This is a genomic window from Winogradskyella flava (assembly GCF_014243395.1).
Lineage (GTDB): Bacteria > Bacteroidota > Bacteroidia > Flavobacteriales > Flavobacteriaceae > Winogradskyella > Winogradskyella flava.
Window position 1 is genome coordinate 326,205 of the sequence record NZ_JACLCP010000004.1, and the last position, 16,987, is coordinate 343,191.

The window sequence follows — 16,987 nt, forward strand, 5'->3', positions numbered from 1 at the left end:
TTGTTATAATTTCGAACTTTAAAGAAAACGATTTGTTATGAGAAAATTGATGGTATTGCTTTTGGTGGTTTTGGTGTGGAATTGTGAAGAAGAAAAAAAGCTAAAGTATTTACAGAATGGAACTTATAGAGCAGTTTTAGAAGTTCAGGATAATGAGGCTTTGCCATTTATTTTTGAAGTAGCGTCGAAAGACAAATTGAAAATATTTAATGCTGATGAAGCCATTGAAGTTGATGAAATAGCGTACAGAAACGATTCTGTTTTTATAAAAGCGCCTGTTTTTGAAGGTTATATTGCCGCAAGGTTTGAAGACAATAATCTGAGCGGAAGCTTTATCAAGGAAAGTTTGGATAGAGTAGTGCCATTCTCTGCTGAATTTGAAAATAGTAATCGTTTCGCTGTTAACTTAAAACCGACTCAAGATGTTTCGGGAATTTGGGAAGTCGTATTTAGCAAGGGTATTGCTGGTGACGAGTATATTGCCAAAGGCATTTTTGAACAAAATGGTGATAAAGTTATAGGAACCTTTAGAACTACAACTGGTGATTATCGTTATCTTGAAGGTGCTATGGAAGGCGACCAAATGAAGTTATCTACTTTTGATGGTGCTCATGCTTTTTTATTTACAGCCAAAGTTTCTGACTCTACTTTGGAAGGTACCTTTTATTCTGGTAATCACTGGAAAGAACCTTTCGTAGCTAAACGGAATGACACTTACGAATTGCCAAGTGCCAATGAACTCACTTTCTTAAAGGATGGTTATGATAGTTTAGAATTTTCATTTCCGGACGAAGATGGTAATATGGTATCCCTAAGTGATGAGCGATTTGATAATAAGGTCGTCATTGTACAGATTATGGGAACATGGTGCCCTAACTGTTTGGATGAAAGTAAATACTATACCAAATTCTACGAAGCTAATGTAGAGCGTGGAGTAGAGATTGTTGCATTGGCTTTTGAGTATGCAAAAACTGAAGACAAAGCCTTTGCAAGTATTAATAGACTAAGAAGCAAACTTGATATTGCCTATCCAATTCTTTTGGCACAATATGGCACTTCCGATAAAGCTAAGGCACAAGAAAAACTGCCAATGCTTAATCATGTGTTATCATATCCAACTTCTATTTTTATAGATAAAACAGGTAGAGTTCGTAAAATCCATACGGGTTTTAATGGTCCTGCCACTGGTGAAAAGTATACTGAGTTTAAGACTGAATTTGAAAGTTTTATTGATGAATTGTTAGCTGAGTAAATTTTGATAGGCTTAACTTTGTGATATGAGTCCGTTTCAATGACTAATATCAAACGTTAAGCGACGTTAGATTTTTATATATTAAAAATCAATGGTTTAGAGTGTTAAAGAATTCATAGTTTATTAACATCCAAGAACTAAAAGGAGTGACTAATACAGCTTTTATTTAATCTATCAATCGTATGTTGGGATTTCGGAAAACTTAACAGACAAGATGCCATCAAAACGATGGGTAGGAATAAAAGAGATGGCACCTCCATTCTCAAGTTCAAAAGCGGTATTGGTTTCAAAGAGCCACTGTGTATAATTGTTTGATTTTAGGCTTGATAAATCTAAAAAAGGAGCCGTTTTTCCTGTTTTAAAAAATCGATTTTCAATGGCTGTACTGTCATTATTCTTAAAGGGAATCGCGTCTTTAGTCCAAAATTGATACGCATTGCCTTCATAAGCAAAGAGTCCTAAAGCATAATAATCTTCTTTATACTTTTCTTTGAGATAATGTCCCATGAGTTTTGAATTATAGTCTTCTTGAGAGTTCTTCTCAACATGCGCATTATGTGCCCAAACAATAGTTTTTTTATCTGGATACATTTCGTCTAGCAGCCAAATTAGATTTTCTGCCATAAGTTCATCTCTAAGTTCTATTGCCTTATAGCGATCTGCGTAACTTAGATTAGTAGATTTTACAAACATTTCTAATGTTCTTTGAATTATTTGGTAATCTTCCTCGGTAATTGCTTTTGCTTGTATAAGTGAATCCTTGTTTTCTTTTATCAATAAATTAGCCTCATTCGCATTTTTAATAAAAATATTACGATGCTTTATATATGTAATAGAATCATTATTCCGTGCTGCTTGAAACGATTTTTGAAAAGAATAAAGACGAGTACTAAAACTATCAGACATAGTTTTGTTTATAGGAGCCAATAAACGTACTATTTTTGTGATAAAATAATTTGATGAAAACTGTGTGTCATAACCAGCATATATCAACGGTTTATTAGACGAGTGAGTTTCTTTTATATAACTAAAGAGCGTATCTACTTCTTGTGCTTTAAAGTTTCCGAAAAGTGTATAATCTCGCAAATTTTTAGGTGAAATAGTATCAATATCTGCGTAAGCTAGATTAATATCACCAAGACCTCCTTCCATGGCAAGGACTTCGTAACCTAATTCTTTGTGTAGATACATCACTAACTCAGATTTCATTTCATAGTATTTTCCCAACCCATGAGAGCTTTCTCCTAAAGCAACAATCCGTCTGTTTTTTAAAACATCTTTTAATTTAGAAAAATCATAAACTCCATTTGGTTGTAATTCAATGGTATTCTCATTAAGCCAATCCGGTGGCGATACTTGTTTTTGACTGCAAGCCAATTTAATAGAGCCTAATACAATAAGTAAAATAATGATATAGCGTTTCATAAAAGACGTTTAAAATTAATTGCTACAAATATGAAAGGAAACCTTTAAAAAAAAGTGATTTTGAAGATAGACATGTCCAGAAAACAGCATCTTGGACATATTTCACAAGCCCTTTATTTTCTTTTTATATGCAGAAGGTGTATCTCCTGTTACTTTTTTGAAGGTTTCATTAAAAGAAGATTTTGAACTGAATCCGGCTTTTTCTGCTAAAGTTACTAAGGTGTATTTTGAAGCTTCTTTAGAGGCCATTAATGCTTTAACCTCTTCAACGCGATACGCATTGATATATTCCGAAAAATTCTTACCTAAGACATCGTTTATATGTTTTGAAAGTTCTTTGGGTGTTACCTTAAACTGTACGGACATTTCAGATAATGTAAGATTTGGATTAAGATAGACTTTATCTACGTTGATTGCTTGTTTTAATTTTTTTGAAATAGCAGATGTTGAAATTTCCGATAAGTCTTTAGAGTATTTAAAAGTATTAAAGAGTAGTTTTGATTTTGTGAATCCCATAAAACCAATCCAATAAATAAAACCTGCATTTATGAGTAAAGTCGCATAATAAAACCCGAAAGTTTCTATACCTGAATTAATAATTAAATCTATTGCGTATAATAATATATCGATACAGCTAATACTAATAAAGACTAGCGTAAATATCTTAAGCCATTTAAATGCTAATAGTGATTTGGATGGTATACTATGTGCATTTTTCTTTAGGAAACGTAAAGAAGCAACACCCATAAAAAAAGTAAAAAACAAGAAAAAAAACTCATTAATTCTAAAAAAGCCTGAGTATACTACAACGGCTACAATTCGATAACTATCTTCTTTAACAGCAATAGAGAACCAGTAAATTCTCAAAATCATATAAATAAATGCAGGAGCAAGTAAATACCATTCTTTCTTGTGATAAGGTGGTTCGTTTTCTGTAACAGGAAATTGATTTTTTATATAAAAATAAAAACCAACACCTATAAGCCATTTATAAGGAAATGGAAACACATGTAATGGTCTGTAATATTTAAACAAATCCATGTCTAAAAAGGCATAGATTAAATTAAAGAACGACAATGAAAACAGAAATAATAAAAAGAAATCTACTGCCAACGCATTCGTAGTCCTTTTTTGGCGTAAAAAAAAGCAAAGAATAATACCTTGGATGGCTCCAAATAGAATGAGGATATTAAATGCGTTATACTGTAAGTCCATATAATTTAGGTTAAAGATAATAGACTTACGGAAACAAATAATATAGTTGTTGTTTTTAGGGGTTTGTTTCTTATGAGATCTAATCCGTTTTCATTGATAAAACAGGTAGAGTTCGTAAAATCCATACGGGTTTTAATGGTCCTGCCACTGGTGAAAAGTATACTGAGTTTAAGACTGAATTTGAAAGTTTTATTGATGAATTATTGGAGGAATAATACTCGTGAGACTATAACCTTTTTGAGAAAATTATATTTTCATATCCTTTTCCATTCACTATAAAATTTAATTCACCTACGTTTTTAAATTTGTTTTTTTCATAGAACCTTATGGCTCTTTCATTTTTTATATAAACCGTAAGCCACATGGTGTCTAATTGTAATGACTTCGCTTTTTCTTCAACAAAAGTTAGTAGCTGTTTTCCAATTTTTAAAGGTATAAAATCATTTAGGATGAAAATACGTTCTAATTGAACACTGTTTTGCGAAGCAATATTTTCATTCAATGCATTTACTACTAATTTCGCATAACCTACTGGTAAATCATCTACATAAATAATACAGAAGATGAGTTTAGGATTGTCGAGGTTTTGTTTCGTTTTGGTAACCGAAAAATGCTCGTTAAGGTATTTTAATACATCGTTTTTATCTTCAATATAATGACCGTGAGATTCAGCCCACGTGAGTCGACCCAAAAGTGCTAGAACTTCTGTATCTGCTTTTGTAGCTATTTTTATTCTAACCATTACTATTCTTATTAATTCGTAATCTTTTGATGTGATAGCCATGTAGAAATACAGCTATTGTACAACCAACAATTATTGGTGAAGCACTAATTAGTGCGCCGTATAATATGTAAATGAGATTTGCGATTAAAGAGATTAATCTCAGTTTGTACTCACCTTTGGTAGACATTGAATATAAGTTGATGACTAAACCTGCATAACCAATACAATCGATTAAAAATGGACTCATAGTTTGTGTTTTTGTCGTTTTAAATAATTCTAATTCAAAACTGATGATACAAATATAGAATGCAAAATCTGATTTTTACTTTATAAACGAATTAATAATTATATATTTGCATTCGATTATTTCCAATATTAATTAATATAATTTTGATTACAAATGGATGTGTTAGATAAAAAGATACTTGAAATGCTTAAAACTAATGCAAGGGAAAGCTTTGCTAATATTGGTAAAGAAGTTGGTCTTTCTGCTCCTGCAATAGGTAAGCGTGTTAGGCAAATGGAAGATGAAGGCATCATAGAAGGTTATGCCTTAAAAGTGAATCATGAAAAATTGGGTATAGAAACTAAGGCTTATATTACTTTGGTGATGCATCGAGAAGCAAGAGGGGCTTCTGATGCATTAGAGAAAATACATGCCATGGAAGAGGTGCGTCGTTGTGATCGCATCACTGGTGATGATTGCTTATGTATTCTGGGTTACTTTAAAAACAATAGGCACCTGATTGCTTTTCTAGAAAGAATATCGCAATATGGAGCAACGAAGACTAGTATTATTTTAGAGGTGTGATTTATTGTTCATATACCAAAAACTCTTCAGCCTTAGTATCAAGAATTAAAACACTTTCATTAAACGGTTGATTTCCTAACCAACCACCAATTCTTGTAAAGGGTGTCACAAGTGGTTGGGACCAAGTATACATATCAATATAACTAACCCGTTTTAGGCTCAATTTAGTGTTTCCGATATCAAATAGTTGATTGCTTGTTTTACTAGTTATTGGTATGCTGCTATCCCAACTTTTGGCATCATAGGCAATAGGTTGTGTTTTCTCATCAGTATACTTATCAAATCGGCTTTTGATGGTGATTAAACCAAAGGCACTACAACCAGAGTCATAAAATAATTCATAGTCTTTGTTATTTATTTTTACTGGTAGCATAATACGTCTACCTGCAAAATCAAAAGGTTGAAATTCAGGCAAGGTATTCATCCATTCGGGACGTTGGTTATAGAGTTCAAGTGTTTGGTTCTTAAAATCTACAGCCGTAATTCTATTGGCAATAAAATCACTACCAATGGTTCCTATACTGATATTAGATATCGTATCATTTTTATCAAAAGAGTTGCCGTAATTCTTTAGTACTCTAATCATTCTGGCATCTATATTAGTGTTGTCTAGTCTAAACTTTAGCTGCTCTACATAGTGCTCTTCGCCTTTTGTGATTTCCTTTATATCCATACCTAGCGCGCGTAAGGATTTTAAATCATTTTCGTAGATAAAGGAATGTGGCGCACCAGTATCAAATTGCATGTAAAATTTGTGTGAAAAATCATTGAGTTTTATGGGCACTAAAATTGCGGCTTGAGGCTCGTGATATCCTTCCGACCCAGTAGAATTTGCGGCCCATTTAAAATGAATGGGTTTGGATTCATAAGTATATTCTAGGTAGGCTGACTTTTCTTTAAAAAAAGCGTTGTTAAACTTTCTGATGTAGTAAAAGCCAACAGAAATTAGGATTAAAAAAAGAATGAGCAGGGTGTAACCGATTTTTTTCTTCATGATTGTGTGATTTTGATGTGATGAAATTGTTTGAATTTATAAAAAAGCCCAGTGGTCTAAAGCAAGTTTAAGTCTTATGGTTTAACCTTTCCTTTTGCCGTTAGTAACATAGCTTTCCGCTGGTCCTATAGTTTGCCCTTTAAATTCGTCTTCGATAAAAACGCCTTGAAATTCAAAAAGAATACCCTGAACATCAAACGCACAAGACAATTTTCCATGTTCTAAAACAAGATTAGACATGGTATAATCGCCCATCATTGATGTAAGTGCGCCGATGAAATTACCGGCTTCGTCTTTGGCAATAGTCATTGTTATGGGCACGTCTCCTTGAGGAGTAGCTTCAGCAACCAGGCTCCAGTCGCCGATGAGTTTATCATCAGGGTTGATAGTACTCTTGGTAGAACCACAGCTTAGAACCAATCCTATAAGTAGAAAGAGTGGTATAATGTGTTTAGTTTTCATAATAAGCGGTTTTATAAATGAACACCACTAATTAAGCCCAAAAAGCCGATATTAAAAGGTTTTAAATGCCGCCAATTTTACGACATTTACAGTGTCTTATAGCTATATGAAACGAATTGGAAGGTTGAGAACGTCAAGATCATTACGTTTTAATTTCATGGCAGTCACAACAACAACGACAACATTAAAGGCATAACCTACAAATAACACATACAATATAATTTGCGTATTGGAGAAAAATTGACGACTCATAAATGGTGAAATGGCTAAAAGTAATGAGAGGATGATCCACCATATAATTTGAAAATTAATGATACGTCTTCCGATGTCATCAACAATTTTGGACTTACGATTTCTATACCAGATTATGAGTGGGAAAATGATGTTGCCAAAAGGAATACCTATAAACGATATAATTGATAGATTGATCAATTGAATAGAAGTCTTCTCGGAATTTTTTGTGCTTTCAATACGCTGAAACTTGTCTTGAAGCACCTTAGGTTCCATATTGAAAACATTGGATAGTACTTTCAATGTGTGGCCTTTAGGTTCTTTATTACTAGATTCTAAACGCTGAATGGTTCTAAGAGACAACCCAGATTTATTGGCTAACTCAGCTTGAGTAAAACCTAATTGTTCTCTGATGTTTTTAATAATTGTCAAAATATCTGTAATAAGATCCACTACTAATTTAGTGAAAGAAAACGTTATCGTAGAATTCTACGCACTTTTAAGTATAATAATTAGCAATTAAATAATTTTGTAAGCCAAAAAGAATGTCATTTCGAGTGATTTTTGAGGAAAGAAAAAATTATACTTCGATAAGCGGAGCGGAGCTATTAAGAACGCTTTGAATTTGAGTTATATTTCCTTAATCATTTTCACTTGGAGAACAGATGAACAAAGTTGTTTAATATCAGTTTTAAAGACTTATGCTAAAGAAGTTTATATATATTTTCTTAATACTACCAACAGTCCCCTTTGCCCAAATCAATGAAAGCGATTCATTAAAAGTAAAGGCAGACTTATCGGTAACTGGCTTTTGGCAAGGTGGTAACGTGGAGACCTTAATTTTTAGAGCGAAATCTGGCGTAACTTATAAACCATGGAAAAAATGGGTGGTAAAGACACAGAATTCATACGTATATCAGGAGTTTGGACGTGAAAAAGCAGATGCTGATATTTTAAGTCTTAATTTTTTATATTTCAACCCTGAGAAAAAAATATACCCTCAAATTTTAGGTTTTTTTAGTACCAATTTTAGGCGCGAAATTAATTCGCGGTCATTGCTTGGTGCTGGTGTCACTTGGCAAGCATATAAAAAAGATAAAGATTGGCTAAAGTTCTCGTTGACGAGTGAATACGAACAGACCAATTTTAATAATACCAACTTTAACCTTAATGAATATGACGGCAGCGACGAGATTAACACCTTTCGCGCTACGGTTTGGGTGAATGGGAAATACTACATGTTTAAGGATAAAGTGATTCTGAGTCACGAAAGCTATATACAACCCTCGTTAGAAGAAAGTAATAATTATCGTTGGCGTGCCGATTTTGGCCTGGAATTCCCGATCTGGAAATTCTTAAACTTTAAAATCAACTACCTGCATACCTTTGAGAGTATCGTTGTAGAAAACCAAAAACGAGAAGATAAATTCTTGACGTTTGGGTTGACACTAAAGAGTTATTAACTTATCTATTTATTATTTGCTACAAGCTGTTCTTGTCTAGTTTGAGTATAATTTAAAAAAGTCATCTACATCTTTAATATCTTGTATATCCAAGATCCAGCAAACTTCAGATAAATCGGAGAAGTCCAGCCCTCCTGCGGCAACAGCTTTATTATTATAGCGGCCGTCTTTGCCATTATAGGTATTGGACAAGTCTATAGTGTGTTGCCAAATTTTAATCACTTGAGGATTGTCTATTTTACCTTTCCAGTCAGTATATTCAGCATCTTGAAATCCAGGAGTTCCGTTTCCAACAAAATTTCCATCCGCTATTTTATGATAATTCGAATTTGTCTTGACGAAATCTAAACTTTTTGGAGTAGTTGTTTGTTCGTTCCAATCACTATGTTGCACTACATGAATACGCTGCAGTGTATTCACTTTTGGTAAACCCAGCTGAATAGCCTTAACTATGCGAGCTGTAAAGTCTGATTGCCCAGCTTCAGCAATCCAGATATCACCTTTTCCTAAGAGTGTTGATTTAACTTTGACCTTAACTTTTTCAATTGCCGAGATGACATCGTCATGTGCATCCGTCCAATTGTCATCGAAAACGAGCTGAAACAAGGTATTAGGTGGAACATATAATCCATCCTGAATGCCATAAGTTCCAGCTACAGCGTGATACTTTAGTTTAGAATAGGTTGTGTCTGTTAATAAAGTTGCTAAAGCGGCAATAGAGTGCAGGTCATCTACATCAGTTTTGCAATCAAACTGCACTAATAGTAAGTCCTTTTCTATATTGAACCTTTTAGTATGTGAGTTCCTATTATTTAACACCTTGTCATCAAAAGATGTGGAAATGGTCCTCATTTCGATATTGGAGTCTTTGTCAGAGTTTTTACATCCAATCAAAACCATAAGAACTAAAACAAATACAATTTTCATATTTACAACTTTAATTCACATAACAGCATGTGTGCCTAGTAAAGCAACTAAGTTAGTAAATACAAATTGAATAGAGGCTAACGAGCGAACTGGTGCAGGCAATTACATATAGCCATTGTTATACCCAGTTATTTAATCTTTAATAACGGAATTATTCTGTCCTGTAAAACTTTTCGAGTTGACTTTTCAGGGGCGTCATTAATATTCCAACCATTAAATACAATTATTAAATCGTATTCTAGCGCTATCATTAGGTATTGTCCACCATATCCAATTCCAGCAACAATTTCACTTTTCCCATTATAGTGATGAGGAATCCACCATTGATAGCCATATCCAATTTTACTATTGTTGTCAGGGTCGATGCTTTCTATTATTGGACTTGTCGAGGATAAAACCCAACTTTCAGATACAATTTGTTTGTCATGCCATTTTCCTTTATTAAGAAAAAGAGTCCCTATCTTAGCTAAGTCTTCTGTTCTCAGAAATAAACCGCCCTCTGTATCAATTTCTCCATCTGGTGTTTCTTTCCAATAATAATCTGTAATTCCAAGTGGCCCAAATAATTTTTCTTCAGCCCATTTGTCAATACGTTTTCCAGTAATATTTCTAGTGATTTTACCTAATAGAACACTTGCTCCGCTATTATACTCGAATTTGGTGCCTGGAATTGCATCTGTAGGTTTGTTGAGAACGTATTGTATCCATTCATCACTTTTCTCTAATAAGTTACAGTCATTTATTGGATCTGTATAATCATCTTCGTTCCATTCCAAACCACTTCTCATTGTCAATAAATCTTCAATAGTAATATCATTTTTTCTTGAGTCTTCAAAGTTGAATTCATAATTTTTGAAAAAGGACATTCCCTTTGTCTCAATAGTATAATCTTCATTTAAATCTAGAGCTATGCCTAAGAGAATAGAAGAAACACTTTTGGTAATAGATTGTAATGTGTGTAGTTCACTCTGTTTGTAATAAGGATGCCAACTGGGATGATTGTAATTATATTGATGATTAGTAGTATCATATTTTTGTGCAATCGATTCATAGTCTTGTTTATACTTGAAATCTGCCAATACCTCATCATTTTGTATAACCATAAAACGGTCAATTAATCCGTATTCTCCATTATTTATTTCTAAATTAATAGAATCTATTACTGCAGAAAGGACATTTAGGGAAGTTAACTTTTCTGCGTCATTAGTTGAGTTTTTATTTTTTGAGTTACAACCAATAATGACAACCATAAACGAAATTGAAAATACTATTGTAATATTATTTATTGTTCTCATAATTTTGTTCTATTTGGGTATAAAGGTCTTGGCTATGGTTTCGTTGCGGAATGGCACGCGAGTAATATTCCGTCGATAAGAGCGAAGTGAACTGGCGAAGCAATTCCTACTAGGAATTTCAGACTAGTGCGCCACACACACACACAATGTTAGTTACTAGCATTTAGATGCCACCTAAATATTCCCTTTTCCGTTATCTTTGCGCCAAGTCTATTGTAGAATTCAATTGCTTTGACGTTATCCTTTTCCACTTCCCATCGAATTAGACTTATATTTTTTTCTTTGCAAATATTTTTTGCGTGTTCCATTAACATTAAGCCAACTTTTTGACCTCTAAATTCTTCCCAAACAAATAAATCATCCAAGTTCATATATTCACAGCCATTCCATATTGAATAATTCCAGGTATAAGAAAGATACCCAGCAACCTTACTATTGAAATCCGCTATTATAGCGCCGAATTTAGGTTCGTTATTAAAACCTGAATTCAACATTTCCTCCTTATTTGTTAGAACATATTCTTCTTGATTATGAAACTTTGCAATTCCCAATATCAAATCAAATAATGTATCAATATCATTTTTTGTTGCGTCTCTTGTTGTAATCATTGTTGTGTTTTTAGCTTGTAGCTAAAGGTTTTATGTATGGTTTCGTTATTTGTTCTAGCAACTAATTTAGCAAATACAGATTGAATAGACACGAACAAAATGAACTGTTCGTAGTGGAAATCCTAAAGATACCAACGTAACGAACTGGCGCAAGGAGTTTTCGAAAGTTGGCCAGTATAAGCAGCGAATTATATGCGATATCATATTTTTATTCTAATTCTGCTTTAAAATCACCTTTTATTTCAATTTCTCCACTACAATCCGATTCACAAATTCCTTTAAAATAAAATGTTCCAAAAATCATTTCTCCTTTTTGTTTAGGAATTGATTTAATAATTAATTCCTGTTTAAGTGTTTTTACTTTGGGGTCAATTGGTGGTCCAGACATCCAATACTTAAAATTCGATTTGAATTGATTGTCAACTATTTTTATGGTCAAATTTTGACTGTACGCTGGATTAGTCTCAAATATTTTCAATTCAAGAGTGTCAGAGTCAATTCGTTTTAATTTCGCAAACCTCATTAGTCTTAAACTATCGCTATTTACAATCGCGTTGGATTTAATAATATATTGAGTTGAATCAGGAATATTGTCATAGCCAAATTCCGTTTTTAAAGTCAAAGGATTAAGCATAAATTCAGTTGAGCTGAATAAATTACTACGCAATTCCTTGTCAATAGCTACTTCATCAAATTGCGTTTTGTTCTTTTGAATTCCACAAGAGACTAAAATCGTACAAAGCACTATTATCAGTAGTTTTTTCAATTCAGAGTTAGTTTTACAGATGACATACAACGCGTTCGCTTACAGCTTTTGCTTAGTTGAGCAACTAAGTTAGAAAACAAATCACAGATAGGAAATTCCAGCAGAACTTTCGTACGTTGTCGGTAATCAAGCAATGAATTATACAAGCTGTTCTTCGCTGTTTTTTTCTTTCCACAATTTTATAATATCAGTTATATGCGAATATATTACAATAGGAACTATTGTTGCTGGCAATAAAATGAAAGGAAAATAATTAGGTGCTTTAGTTGGCTTTTCAAATCCGAACATTTGAATTGGTAATTCGCTCGATAAAATTCCATTTGCAAATACAAATAGAATTAAGAATAGACCAATCATGTTCCAAATAATCAAAATATTTCGACCAATAATGTTCTTTAAGAATAATATTCCAATTATAGGTGCTGAAATTCCTGCCAAAATATCAAAGTTCCGCCCCTCAAATGTCATTAATTCAGGCATCATATTGTTCAGGTATAGATAAAGAAGAACAATTTCGACTGGCAATCTAATTGTATGTATAAACGTATTTAATTTTTTATTTTCAATTATCCAATTCAAAGGTCTTTTTGTAAGCCCATAAATAAGAGTTATAAAAACTGGAATTAATACAATCAAAAATCTTGGCGGAATTAAATCAGTTTTTTCATAAAATCCTGAAAATGCCAAAATTGATTGAATTAAACTCCAAATTATTATCAGATAGGTTAATTTATTCGGTTTTCCATTTGTGTAATGAAAAATGCCGATTGTTAAAACTGCAGTTAATAAGAACAACCAATTAATCCAATTCGGTAAGTTTTCAATCATAATTTATGGGTTTGTCCAAATAGCACACAACGTTTTTGCTTAGTTAAGCAACTAATTTAGCAAATACAAACCGAATAGACACGAATGAAGTAGATTGATGTAAGTAATTCAGCCTAATGAGCTAGAGCCGTTGTTCTGAGGCATTTTTATTCCACCTTAATCGAAAAATCATCAACGAACAACTCTATATTTCCTGCTGTTGGGTTTGCTGTGGCTCCAATCTGTACACGTTCATAAAAGGTAGGCTCTTGTAATGAAAAATCAATTCCTTGGTTTAAGAAAACATCCCTGAAAACCTGTGCATTTGGCATATTCATTCCAGCCTGGTTAATAACTTCCGTTTCGTTAATGATTAATCTATTACGGCCATTTTCATTATCTGACATGGTCATTTCCCATTGGACTGAAACCCATTGATTTCTTGGAAAAGCAATATTTGTTTGTTGTATTGTTGTTCCTGATATTTTTCCTCTTTCAATTGAAAGATAATCATTACCACCAGACATCATAAGTCTCACACCTGGACACTGATTTTCTGAACCATAATTATCTCCAACAGTTGGATCCCAACAAGAACAGCATTCTAAATCTATAAGAAGCAAATTTTCGAGAGATTCTGTTCCCACTATATAGAAGTCAGCTTTTATCGTGACCTTACTACCTGAAACTATGTTTAATCCATTTTTCTCAATATCTACTTTTGATAAATCAGAATCTGACTGATTTGCAAAAATGTAAAGTGCATTCTGTCCCTCGTTAAATTCAGTAGTGGAAATTGATATTTCATTAGTAGCGTTTGAAGGGTCGGTTTGTTGAATAGTTGACCATCTATTGCCATTTGACAGAAAAAGTTCGTCTAACAAGTTATTTTGAGTTTCAAATCCATCTTCAAATATGAAACTCTCCGTCAAAGGTTCTTCTATGTTATTTTCATCTGTGTCACAGGCAATAAAAAGAAACATAGCGATGATATAAAACAATAATTGAGCTCTTTTCATAATCATTTAACGTTCAGAATATTGTCTTGTTGTGATAGTTTTCTAAAATGTGCTACACAGGCGTATTCGACATCATCGGTTTCGTGTATGATTTCGTTGTGTGTTTTAACACCAAAGTTAGAAAAAATCACAGATAGAAAGTCCGCAATTACTTTCGTAAGTAGGCAGTCAACTAGCAATGAATTATACACGTTGTTGGCAGCTGATTTTTGTTAGATTACATATAAAAATATTTCCACAACCAAATTCCAGAATAATTTGTAATACACATATCTTTAATTTCAAAGTTCATTATTCTATCTTCGGTTAATGGTTTTAACTTTTCCTTTTTCATAAATTGTTTAAAGAGATAAGATTTCTCCTTAAACCAATTTCCCTTTTGACTTTTCGAAACTGCATATACTTTTAAATAATTTTTATTTTCATTTAATTCAGTCACGATATCTTCTAGAAAATCAGTTGAGTTATCTTCGAATTCAGAATTTGATTCTTTATCAATCCATCCATTTTCCTTTAAAGTCTGAATTCCGTTGTTCGAGTTCGAATCAAATTTTAAATTAATTTCAAAGTTGATGTCAATTAATCCATATTTAGCTATTGTTCCTTTTATGCTGTTACTTTTATTTGATTTTACTTGAACATTAAGTTTTTCTTGTATCAGAAATTTTAATTCCTCCATAATTTCTTCTCCACTTTTCGATATATCAATAGGAATTTCTATTCCAATATAATCAGTAATTGAGTTATAACTCAACTCTCGATGGATTGTTCTTAATGTCTTAATGTTATTCTTATTCACGGTCATTTTCTCAACTTGCTGCCAACGTGTTTGTATATGGTTAGTTGCGTGTTTCAGCAACTAATTTAGTAAACAAAAACGAACGCGAGAAAATTCCGAAGGAATTTTCCAAATAGGCAACGACCAAAGCAATGAGCTATACACGTTGTTGTAAAACGTTTTTTAATCAATTCCTAAATCGTTTGTTATTGTATGTCTTAATTCAATTTCCGCTATTGGAATTCCCATATTTTCACTTATGATTCCCGAAATTATTCTTTCAACTTCATATTTATTAGTGATTTTTTGAATGTCAATTGTTTTCTCGAAATTCAGAGATATTGTCCAATCAATTAACTCTCTGATTGTTCCTTTAGTCACAGGCGTATTTCTTTTGATAGTTTTAATTCCAAAAATTTTTACGTGCGAGTCTAATTTTGGATTAAAGTCAATAGCAACTAATTCAGGTAATTTCAATTCAAGTTCTGTTTCTAATCGATTCCAATTTGTTTTCAATTCCGATTGAGTGAGCAAATCCGAAATTTTGCTATTCGGCCTTATTTCCAATTCAGTCAAGTTTAAGTCTTGAAATGCTTTTCTAATTCGGTAAAATATGATTTGTGTCAAGCACTTATCTGTCGGATTTACTATAATTTTGTTATAAACAGTGTCGGCAAAGTGTTGTACAGTAGCAATTTTTTCGGCTTCGGAATCCTCAATTCGTATTCCAAATTTATCCTCAACTGACATAAGTAATTCGACTGAATCTAATCCCATTTTCGGTTTGTGTTAAATGTTTTACAACGCTGCGCTATGTGCAGTTGTCTGTTTTTTTGTGAAGATAATGAAAAATCGAGTCGATGATTTGCAATAGTTATCCCTCGGTATGTTTTTTAATTGCCAATTATCGACCTTAAGCTAGCTGGCAAAGCGAGCGTTAGCTTTGATTTTTCTTTTATTGGGAACAAAAAAAGAGCAACCACCGAGCGAAGCGACCGATGAATTCTTATTTTTAAAATATAGATGTCATGAATAATTGGATCTAGCGACCTGATATGTTGAGTAAATCAGCCGCAGCGGCGAAACTTGCTGATATGTACTTGATAAATGTTATGTTGCAATTGGCATAGCGCAGCAATGATGTCGCACTGCTTTTGGATATATAGTCTGCGAAGCAGCATAGACAAAAGTACGCCGTAGGCGTATTCGATATCATCGGTTTTGTGTATGATTTCGTTGCGTGTTTAAGCACTAAATTTAGCAAACAAATCACAGATAGAAAATTCCAGCGGAATTTTCGTAAGTCGGCAGTGATCTAGCAATTAGTTATACACGGTGTTGGCAATAGTTTTTATTTCTTTTCCTTTTATATTCCGAGGGTCAATTCCTTTAGTTTTTAATATTCTATAAATCCTAATAGGTAATGTATCAGGATAATGTTTGTTAAGTTCAGATTTCTTTTCCGCTATTGAAACCTTTAATTTATTGGTAATTATTGAATCTGGAATACTCTTGTCAGCAAAAATTCGCAAATGGAATCGTTCATCTGAGTACATTTCGTTTTCCCCAGGTATATATTCCTCCAAAGGTCTAATACTATCTTTAAACTTCTTAATGTCAAACCCCAAATTATTTAGATTTTCGGAAAGCTCTGTTCTAGCGACAATTTTGTCATTTGAACTTCTCATAAAGATTTTTAGTCCATAATTAGGGTGTAGTTTCTTACCACCAATTGTTGAATGATACATTTGCCCTAAATATATTCCACTACTATCTTTTGGTAATGTAAAATCAATTCCAAACTTTTTATTTAGATACTCAACATAATTTTTTGCTTTTAGTAAACCGAATTTATGTGTACCAAAATTATTTTTAAAAGTTACATAAAGACTGTCTTTTTTATCCGAAAGTTGGTAATCAATTCGAACTTTGTATATAGTATCAACAATTTTTTCATCTGAATTCCAATCGGAAGTTTGAATATCAAATTTAATTTCTGATTTATTTCCTTTCCAATTGACCTTTTCTTCTGTATCTCCATTTATTTTGAAAACAAGACTATCAGGGTAGAAGTGCCAAGTACTATATTCATTTTCAATTTCACGCCAATTTCCATTCAGTTCTTTTTCAGATGAATTTTGTCCACAAGAAAAAGCTAATAGAATAAGCAGAAAGTTCAATATGTAAACGGATTTTTTCAAATTATTGCC

Annotated in this window: 19 protein-coding genes and 1 pseudogene; 4 read left to right on the plus strand and 16 right to left on the minus strand. The window is 32.7% G+C overall.

The annotated features are described in order from the left end of the window. Positions 1-37: 37 nt before the first annotated feature. Positions 38-1,252 (plus strand): peroxiredoxin family protein, encoded by a 1,215-nt coding sequence (locus tag H7F21_RS14190; protein ID WP_185789957.1) that lies wholly within the window; start codon positions 38-40, stop codon positions 1,250-1,252. 174 nt (positions 1,253-1,426) lie between these two features. Here the strand turns inward: H7F21_RS14190 and H7F21_RS14195 are convergent, their stop codons facing one another. Together H7F21_RS14195 and H7F21_RS14200 are read right to left on the minus strand one after the other, a co-directional pair. Beyond that, entirely contained in the window at positions 1,427-2,677 is a 1,251-nt protein-coding gene (locus H7F21_RS14195) for an erythromycin esterase family protein (protein WP_185789958.1), read from the minus strand. A gap of 102 nt (positions 2,678-2,779) precedes the next feature. Beyond that, positions 2,780-3,892 (minus strand): helix-turn-helix domain-containing protein, encoded by a 1,113-nt coding sequence (locus H7F21_RS14200; RefSeq protein ID WP_185789959.1) that lies wholly within the window; start codon positions 3,890-3,892, stop codon positions 2,780-2,782. A gap of 83 nt (positions 3,893-3,975) precedes the next feature. Here H7F21_RS14200 and H7F21_RS17610 point away from each other — a divergent pair. Next, positions 3,976-4,107: pseudogene (locus H7F21_RS17610) on the plus strand (TlpA family protein disulfide reductase); the annotation flags it as partial. A gap of 11 nt (positions 4,108-4,118) precedes the next feature. Here H7F21_RS17610 and H7F21_RS14205 read toward each other — a convergent pair. Together H7F21_RS14205 and H7F21_RS14210 are read right to left on the minus strand one after the other, a co-directional pair. Beyond that, positions 4,119-4,634 carry a GNAT family N-acetyltransferase gene (locus H7F21_RS14205; RefSeq protein WP_185789960.1) on the minus strand — a complete coding sequence of 172 codons (516 nt, stop codon included), beginning with the start codon at positions 4,632-4,634 and terminating at the stop codon, positions 4,119-4,121. Continuing rightward, the gene (locus H7F21_RS14210) at positions 4,627-4,863 is read right to left on the minus strand and encodes a hypothetical protein (RefSeq protein ID WP_185789961.1); all 237 of its coding nucleotides are present in this window, start codon (positions 4,861-4,863) and stop codon (positions 4,627-4,629) included. Before H7F21_RS14210 ends, H7F21_RS14205 begins: the two co-directional genes overlap by 8 nt. Before the next feature lie 153 nt (positions 4,864-5,016). Here H7F21_RS14210 and H7F21_RS14215 point away from each other — a divergent pair, with 153 nt between their 5' ends. Next, a complete protein-coding gene (locus H7F21_RS14215; RefSeq protein ID WP_281397806.1) occupies positions 5,017-5,427 on the plus strand; it encodes an Lrp/AsnC family transcriptional regulator in 411 nt (136 codons plus the stop codon). Position 5,428: 1 nt separating this feature from the next. Here the strand turns inward: H7F21_RS14215 and H7F21_RS14220 are convergent, their stop codons facing one another. The 3 genes from H7F21_RS14220 to H7F21_RS14230 form a co-directional block, all read right to left on the minus strand. Continuing rightward, positions 5,429-6,421, minus strand: a complete 993-nt coding sequence (locus H7F21_RS14220) for a hypothetical protein (protein WP_185789962.1) — start codon at positions 6,419-6,421, stop codon at positions 5,429-5,431. 81 nt (positions 6,422-6,502) lie between these two features. Beyond that, complete coding sequence (locus tag H7F21_RS14225; RefSeq protein ID WP_185789963.1) at positions 6,503-6,883, minus strand: hypothetical protein; 381 nt, start codon at positions 6,881-6,883, stop codon at positions 6,503-6,505. Between the two features lie 102 nt (positions 6,884-6,985). Next, positions 6,986-7,567: a magnetosome magnetite crystal formation protein family gene (locus H7F21_RS14230; RefSeq protein WP_185789964.1), complete on the minus strand. Its 582-nt coding sequence runs from the start codon at positions 7,565-7,567 to the stop codon at positions 6,986-6,988. 248 nt (positions 7,568-7,815) lie between these two features. On the opposite strand from H7F21_RS14230, the gene H7F21_RS14235 reads away from it, so the two are divergent. Beyond that, positions 7,816-8,577, plus strand: coding sequence for a DUF481 domain-containing protein (locus tag H7F21_RS14235; protein WP_185789965.1), 762 nt, complete (start codon positions 7,816-7,818; stop codon positions 8,575-8,577). A 36-nt stretch (positions 8,578-8,613) separates the two neighbouring features. Here H7F21_RS14235 and H7F21_RS14240 read toward each other — a convergent pair whose 3' ends face one another. From H7F21_RS14240 to H7F21_RS14280, 9 genes are all read right to left on the minus strand, one after another. Further along, a complete protein-coding gene (locus tag H7F21_RS14240; RefSeq protein ID WP_185789966.1) occupies positions 8,614-9,504 on the minus strand; it encodes a hypothetical protein in 891 nt (296 codons plus the stop codon). A 128-nt stretch (positions 9,505-9,632) separates the two neighbouring features. Further along, positions 9,633-10,799: a serine hydrolase domain-containing protein gene (locus tag H7F21_RS14245; RefSeq protein WP_185789967.1), complete on the minus strand. Its 1,167-nt coding sequence runs from the start codon at positions 10,797-10,799 to the stop codon at positions 9,633-9,635. Between the two features lie 149 nt (positions 10,800-10,948). Next, positions 10,949-11,407: a GNAT family N-acetyltransferase gene (locus tag H7F21_RS14250; protein ID WP_185789968.1), complete on the minus strand. Its 459-nt coding sequence runs from the start codon at positions 11,405-11,407 to the stop codon at positions 10,949-10,951. A gap of 208 nt (positions 11,408-11,615) precedes the next feature. Continuing rightward, a complete protein-coding gene (locus H7F21_RS14255; protein ID WP_185789969.1) occupies positions 11,616-12,173 on the minus strand; it encodes a hypothetical protein in 558 nt (185 codons plus the stop codon). A 138-nt stretch (positions 12,174-12,311) separates the two neighbouring features. After that, the gene (locus tag H7F21_RS14260) at positions 12,312-13,001 is read right to left on the minus strand and encodes a hypothetical protein (RefSeq protein ID WP_185789970.1); all 690 of its coding nucleotides are present in this window, start codon (positions 12,999-13,001) and stop codon (positions 12,312-12,314) included. 146 nt (positions 13,002-13,147) lie between these two features. Next, on the minus strand, positions 13,148-13,999 hold the full coding sequence (locus tag H7F21_RS14265) for a hypothetical protein (protein ID WP_185789971.1): 852 nt from the start codon (positions 13,997-13,999) through the stop codon (positions 13,148-13,150). 217 nt (positions 14,000-14,216) lie between these two features. Continuing rightward, positions 14,217-14,858, minus strand: a complete 642-nt coding sequence (locus H7F21_RS14270) for a hypothetical protein (RefSeq protein ID WP_185789972.1) — start codon at positions 14,856-14,858, stop codon at positions 14,217-14,219. 102 nt (positions 14,859-14,960) lie between these two features. Further along, positions 14,961-15,554 carry an acyl carrier protein gene (locus H7F21_RS17590; RefSeq protein ID WP_185789973.1) on the minus strand — a complete coding sequence of 198 codons (594 nt, stop codon included), beginning with the start codon at positions 15,552-15,554 and terminating at the stop codon, positions 14,961-14,963. 545 nt (positions 15,555-16,099) lie between these two features. Beyond that, on the minus strand, positions 16,100-16,987 hold an 888-nt coding region (locus H7F21_RS14280), incomplete at its 5' end, for a hypothetical protein (protein WP_185789974.1).

Coding starts and splice junctions, on each gene's coding strand:
- H7F21_RS14265 (WP_185789971.1), bottom strand. CDS start 13,999: ATGAAAAGAGCTCAATTATTGTTTTATATCATCGCTATGTTTCTTTTT.
- H7F21_RS14235 (WP_185789965.1), top strand. CDS start 7,816: ATGCTAAAGAAGTTTATATATATTTTCTTAATACTACCAACAGTCCCC.
- H7F21_RS14210 (WP_185789961.1), bottom strand. CDS start 4,863: ATGAGTCCATTTTTAATCGATTGTATTGGTTATGCAGGTTTAGTCATC.
- H7F21_RS14240 (WP_185789966.1), bottom strand. CDS start 9,504: ATGAAAATTGTATTTGTTTTAGTTCTTATGGTTTTGATTGGATGTAAA.
- H7F21_RS14205 (WP_185789960.1), bottom strand. CDS start 4,634: ATGGTTAGAATAAAAATAGCTACAAAAGCAGATACAGAAGTTCTAGCA.
- H7F21_RS14215 (WP_281397806.1), top strand. CDS start 5,017: ATGGATGTGTTAGATAAAAAGATACTTGAAATGCTTAAAACTAATGCA.
- H7F21_RS14225 (WP_185789963.1), bottom strand. CDS start 6,883: ATGAAAACTAAACACATTATACCACTCTTTCTACTTATAGGATTGGTT.
- H7F21_RS14220 (WP_185789962.1), bottom strand. CDS start 6,421: ATGAAGAAAAAAATCGGTTACACCCTGCTCATTCTTTTTTTAATCCTA.
- H7F21_RS14195 (WP_185789958.1), bottom strand. CDS start 2,677: ATGAAACGCTATATCATTATTTTACTTATTGTATTAGGCTCTATTAAA.
- H7F21_RS14245 (WP_185789967.1), bottom strand. CDS start 10,799: ATGAGAACAATAAATAATATTACAATAGTATTTTCAATTTCGTTTATG.
- H7F21_RS14200 (WP_185789959.1), bottom strand. CDS start 3,892: ATGGACTTACAGTATAACGCATTTAATATCCTCATTCTATTTGGAGCC.
- H7F21_RS14260 (WP_185789970.1), bottom strand. CDS start 13,001: ATGATTGAAAACTTACCGAATTGGATTAATTGGTTGTTCTTATTAACT.
- H7F21_RS14190 (WP_185789957.1), top strand. CDS start 38: ATGAGAAAATTGATGGTATTGCTTTTGGTGGTTTTGGTGTGGAATTGT.
- H7F21_RS14250 (WP_185789968.1), bottom strand. CDS start 11,407: ATGATTACAACAAGAGACGCAACAAAAAATGATATTGATACATTATTT.
- H7F21_RS17590 (WP_185789973.1), bottom strand. CDS start 15,554: ATGGGATTAGATTCAGTCGAATTACTTATGTCAGTTGAGGATAAATTT.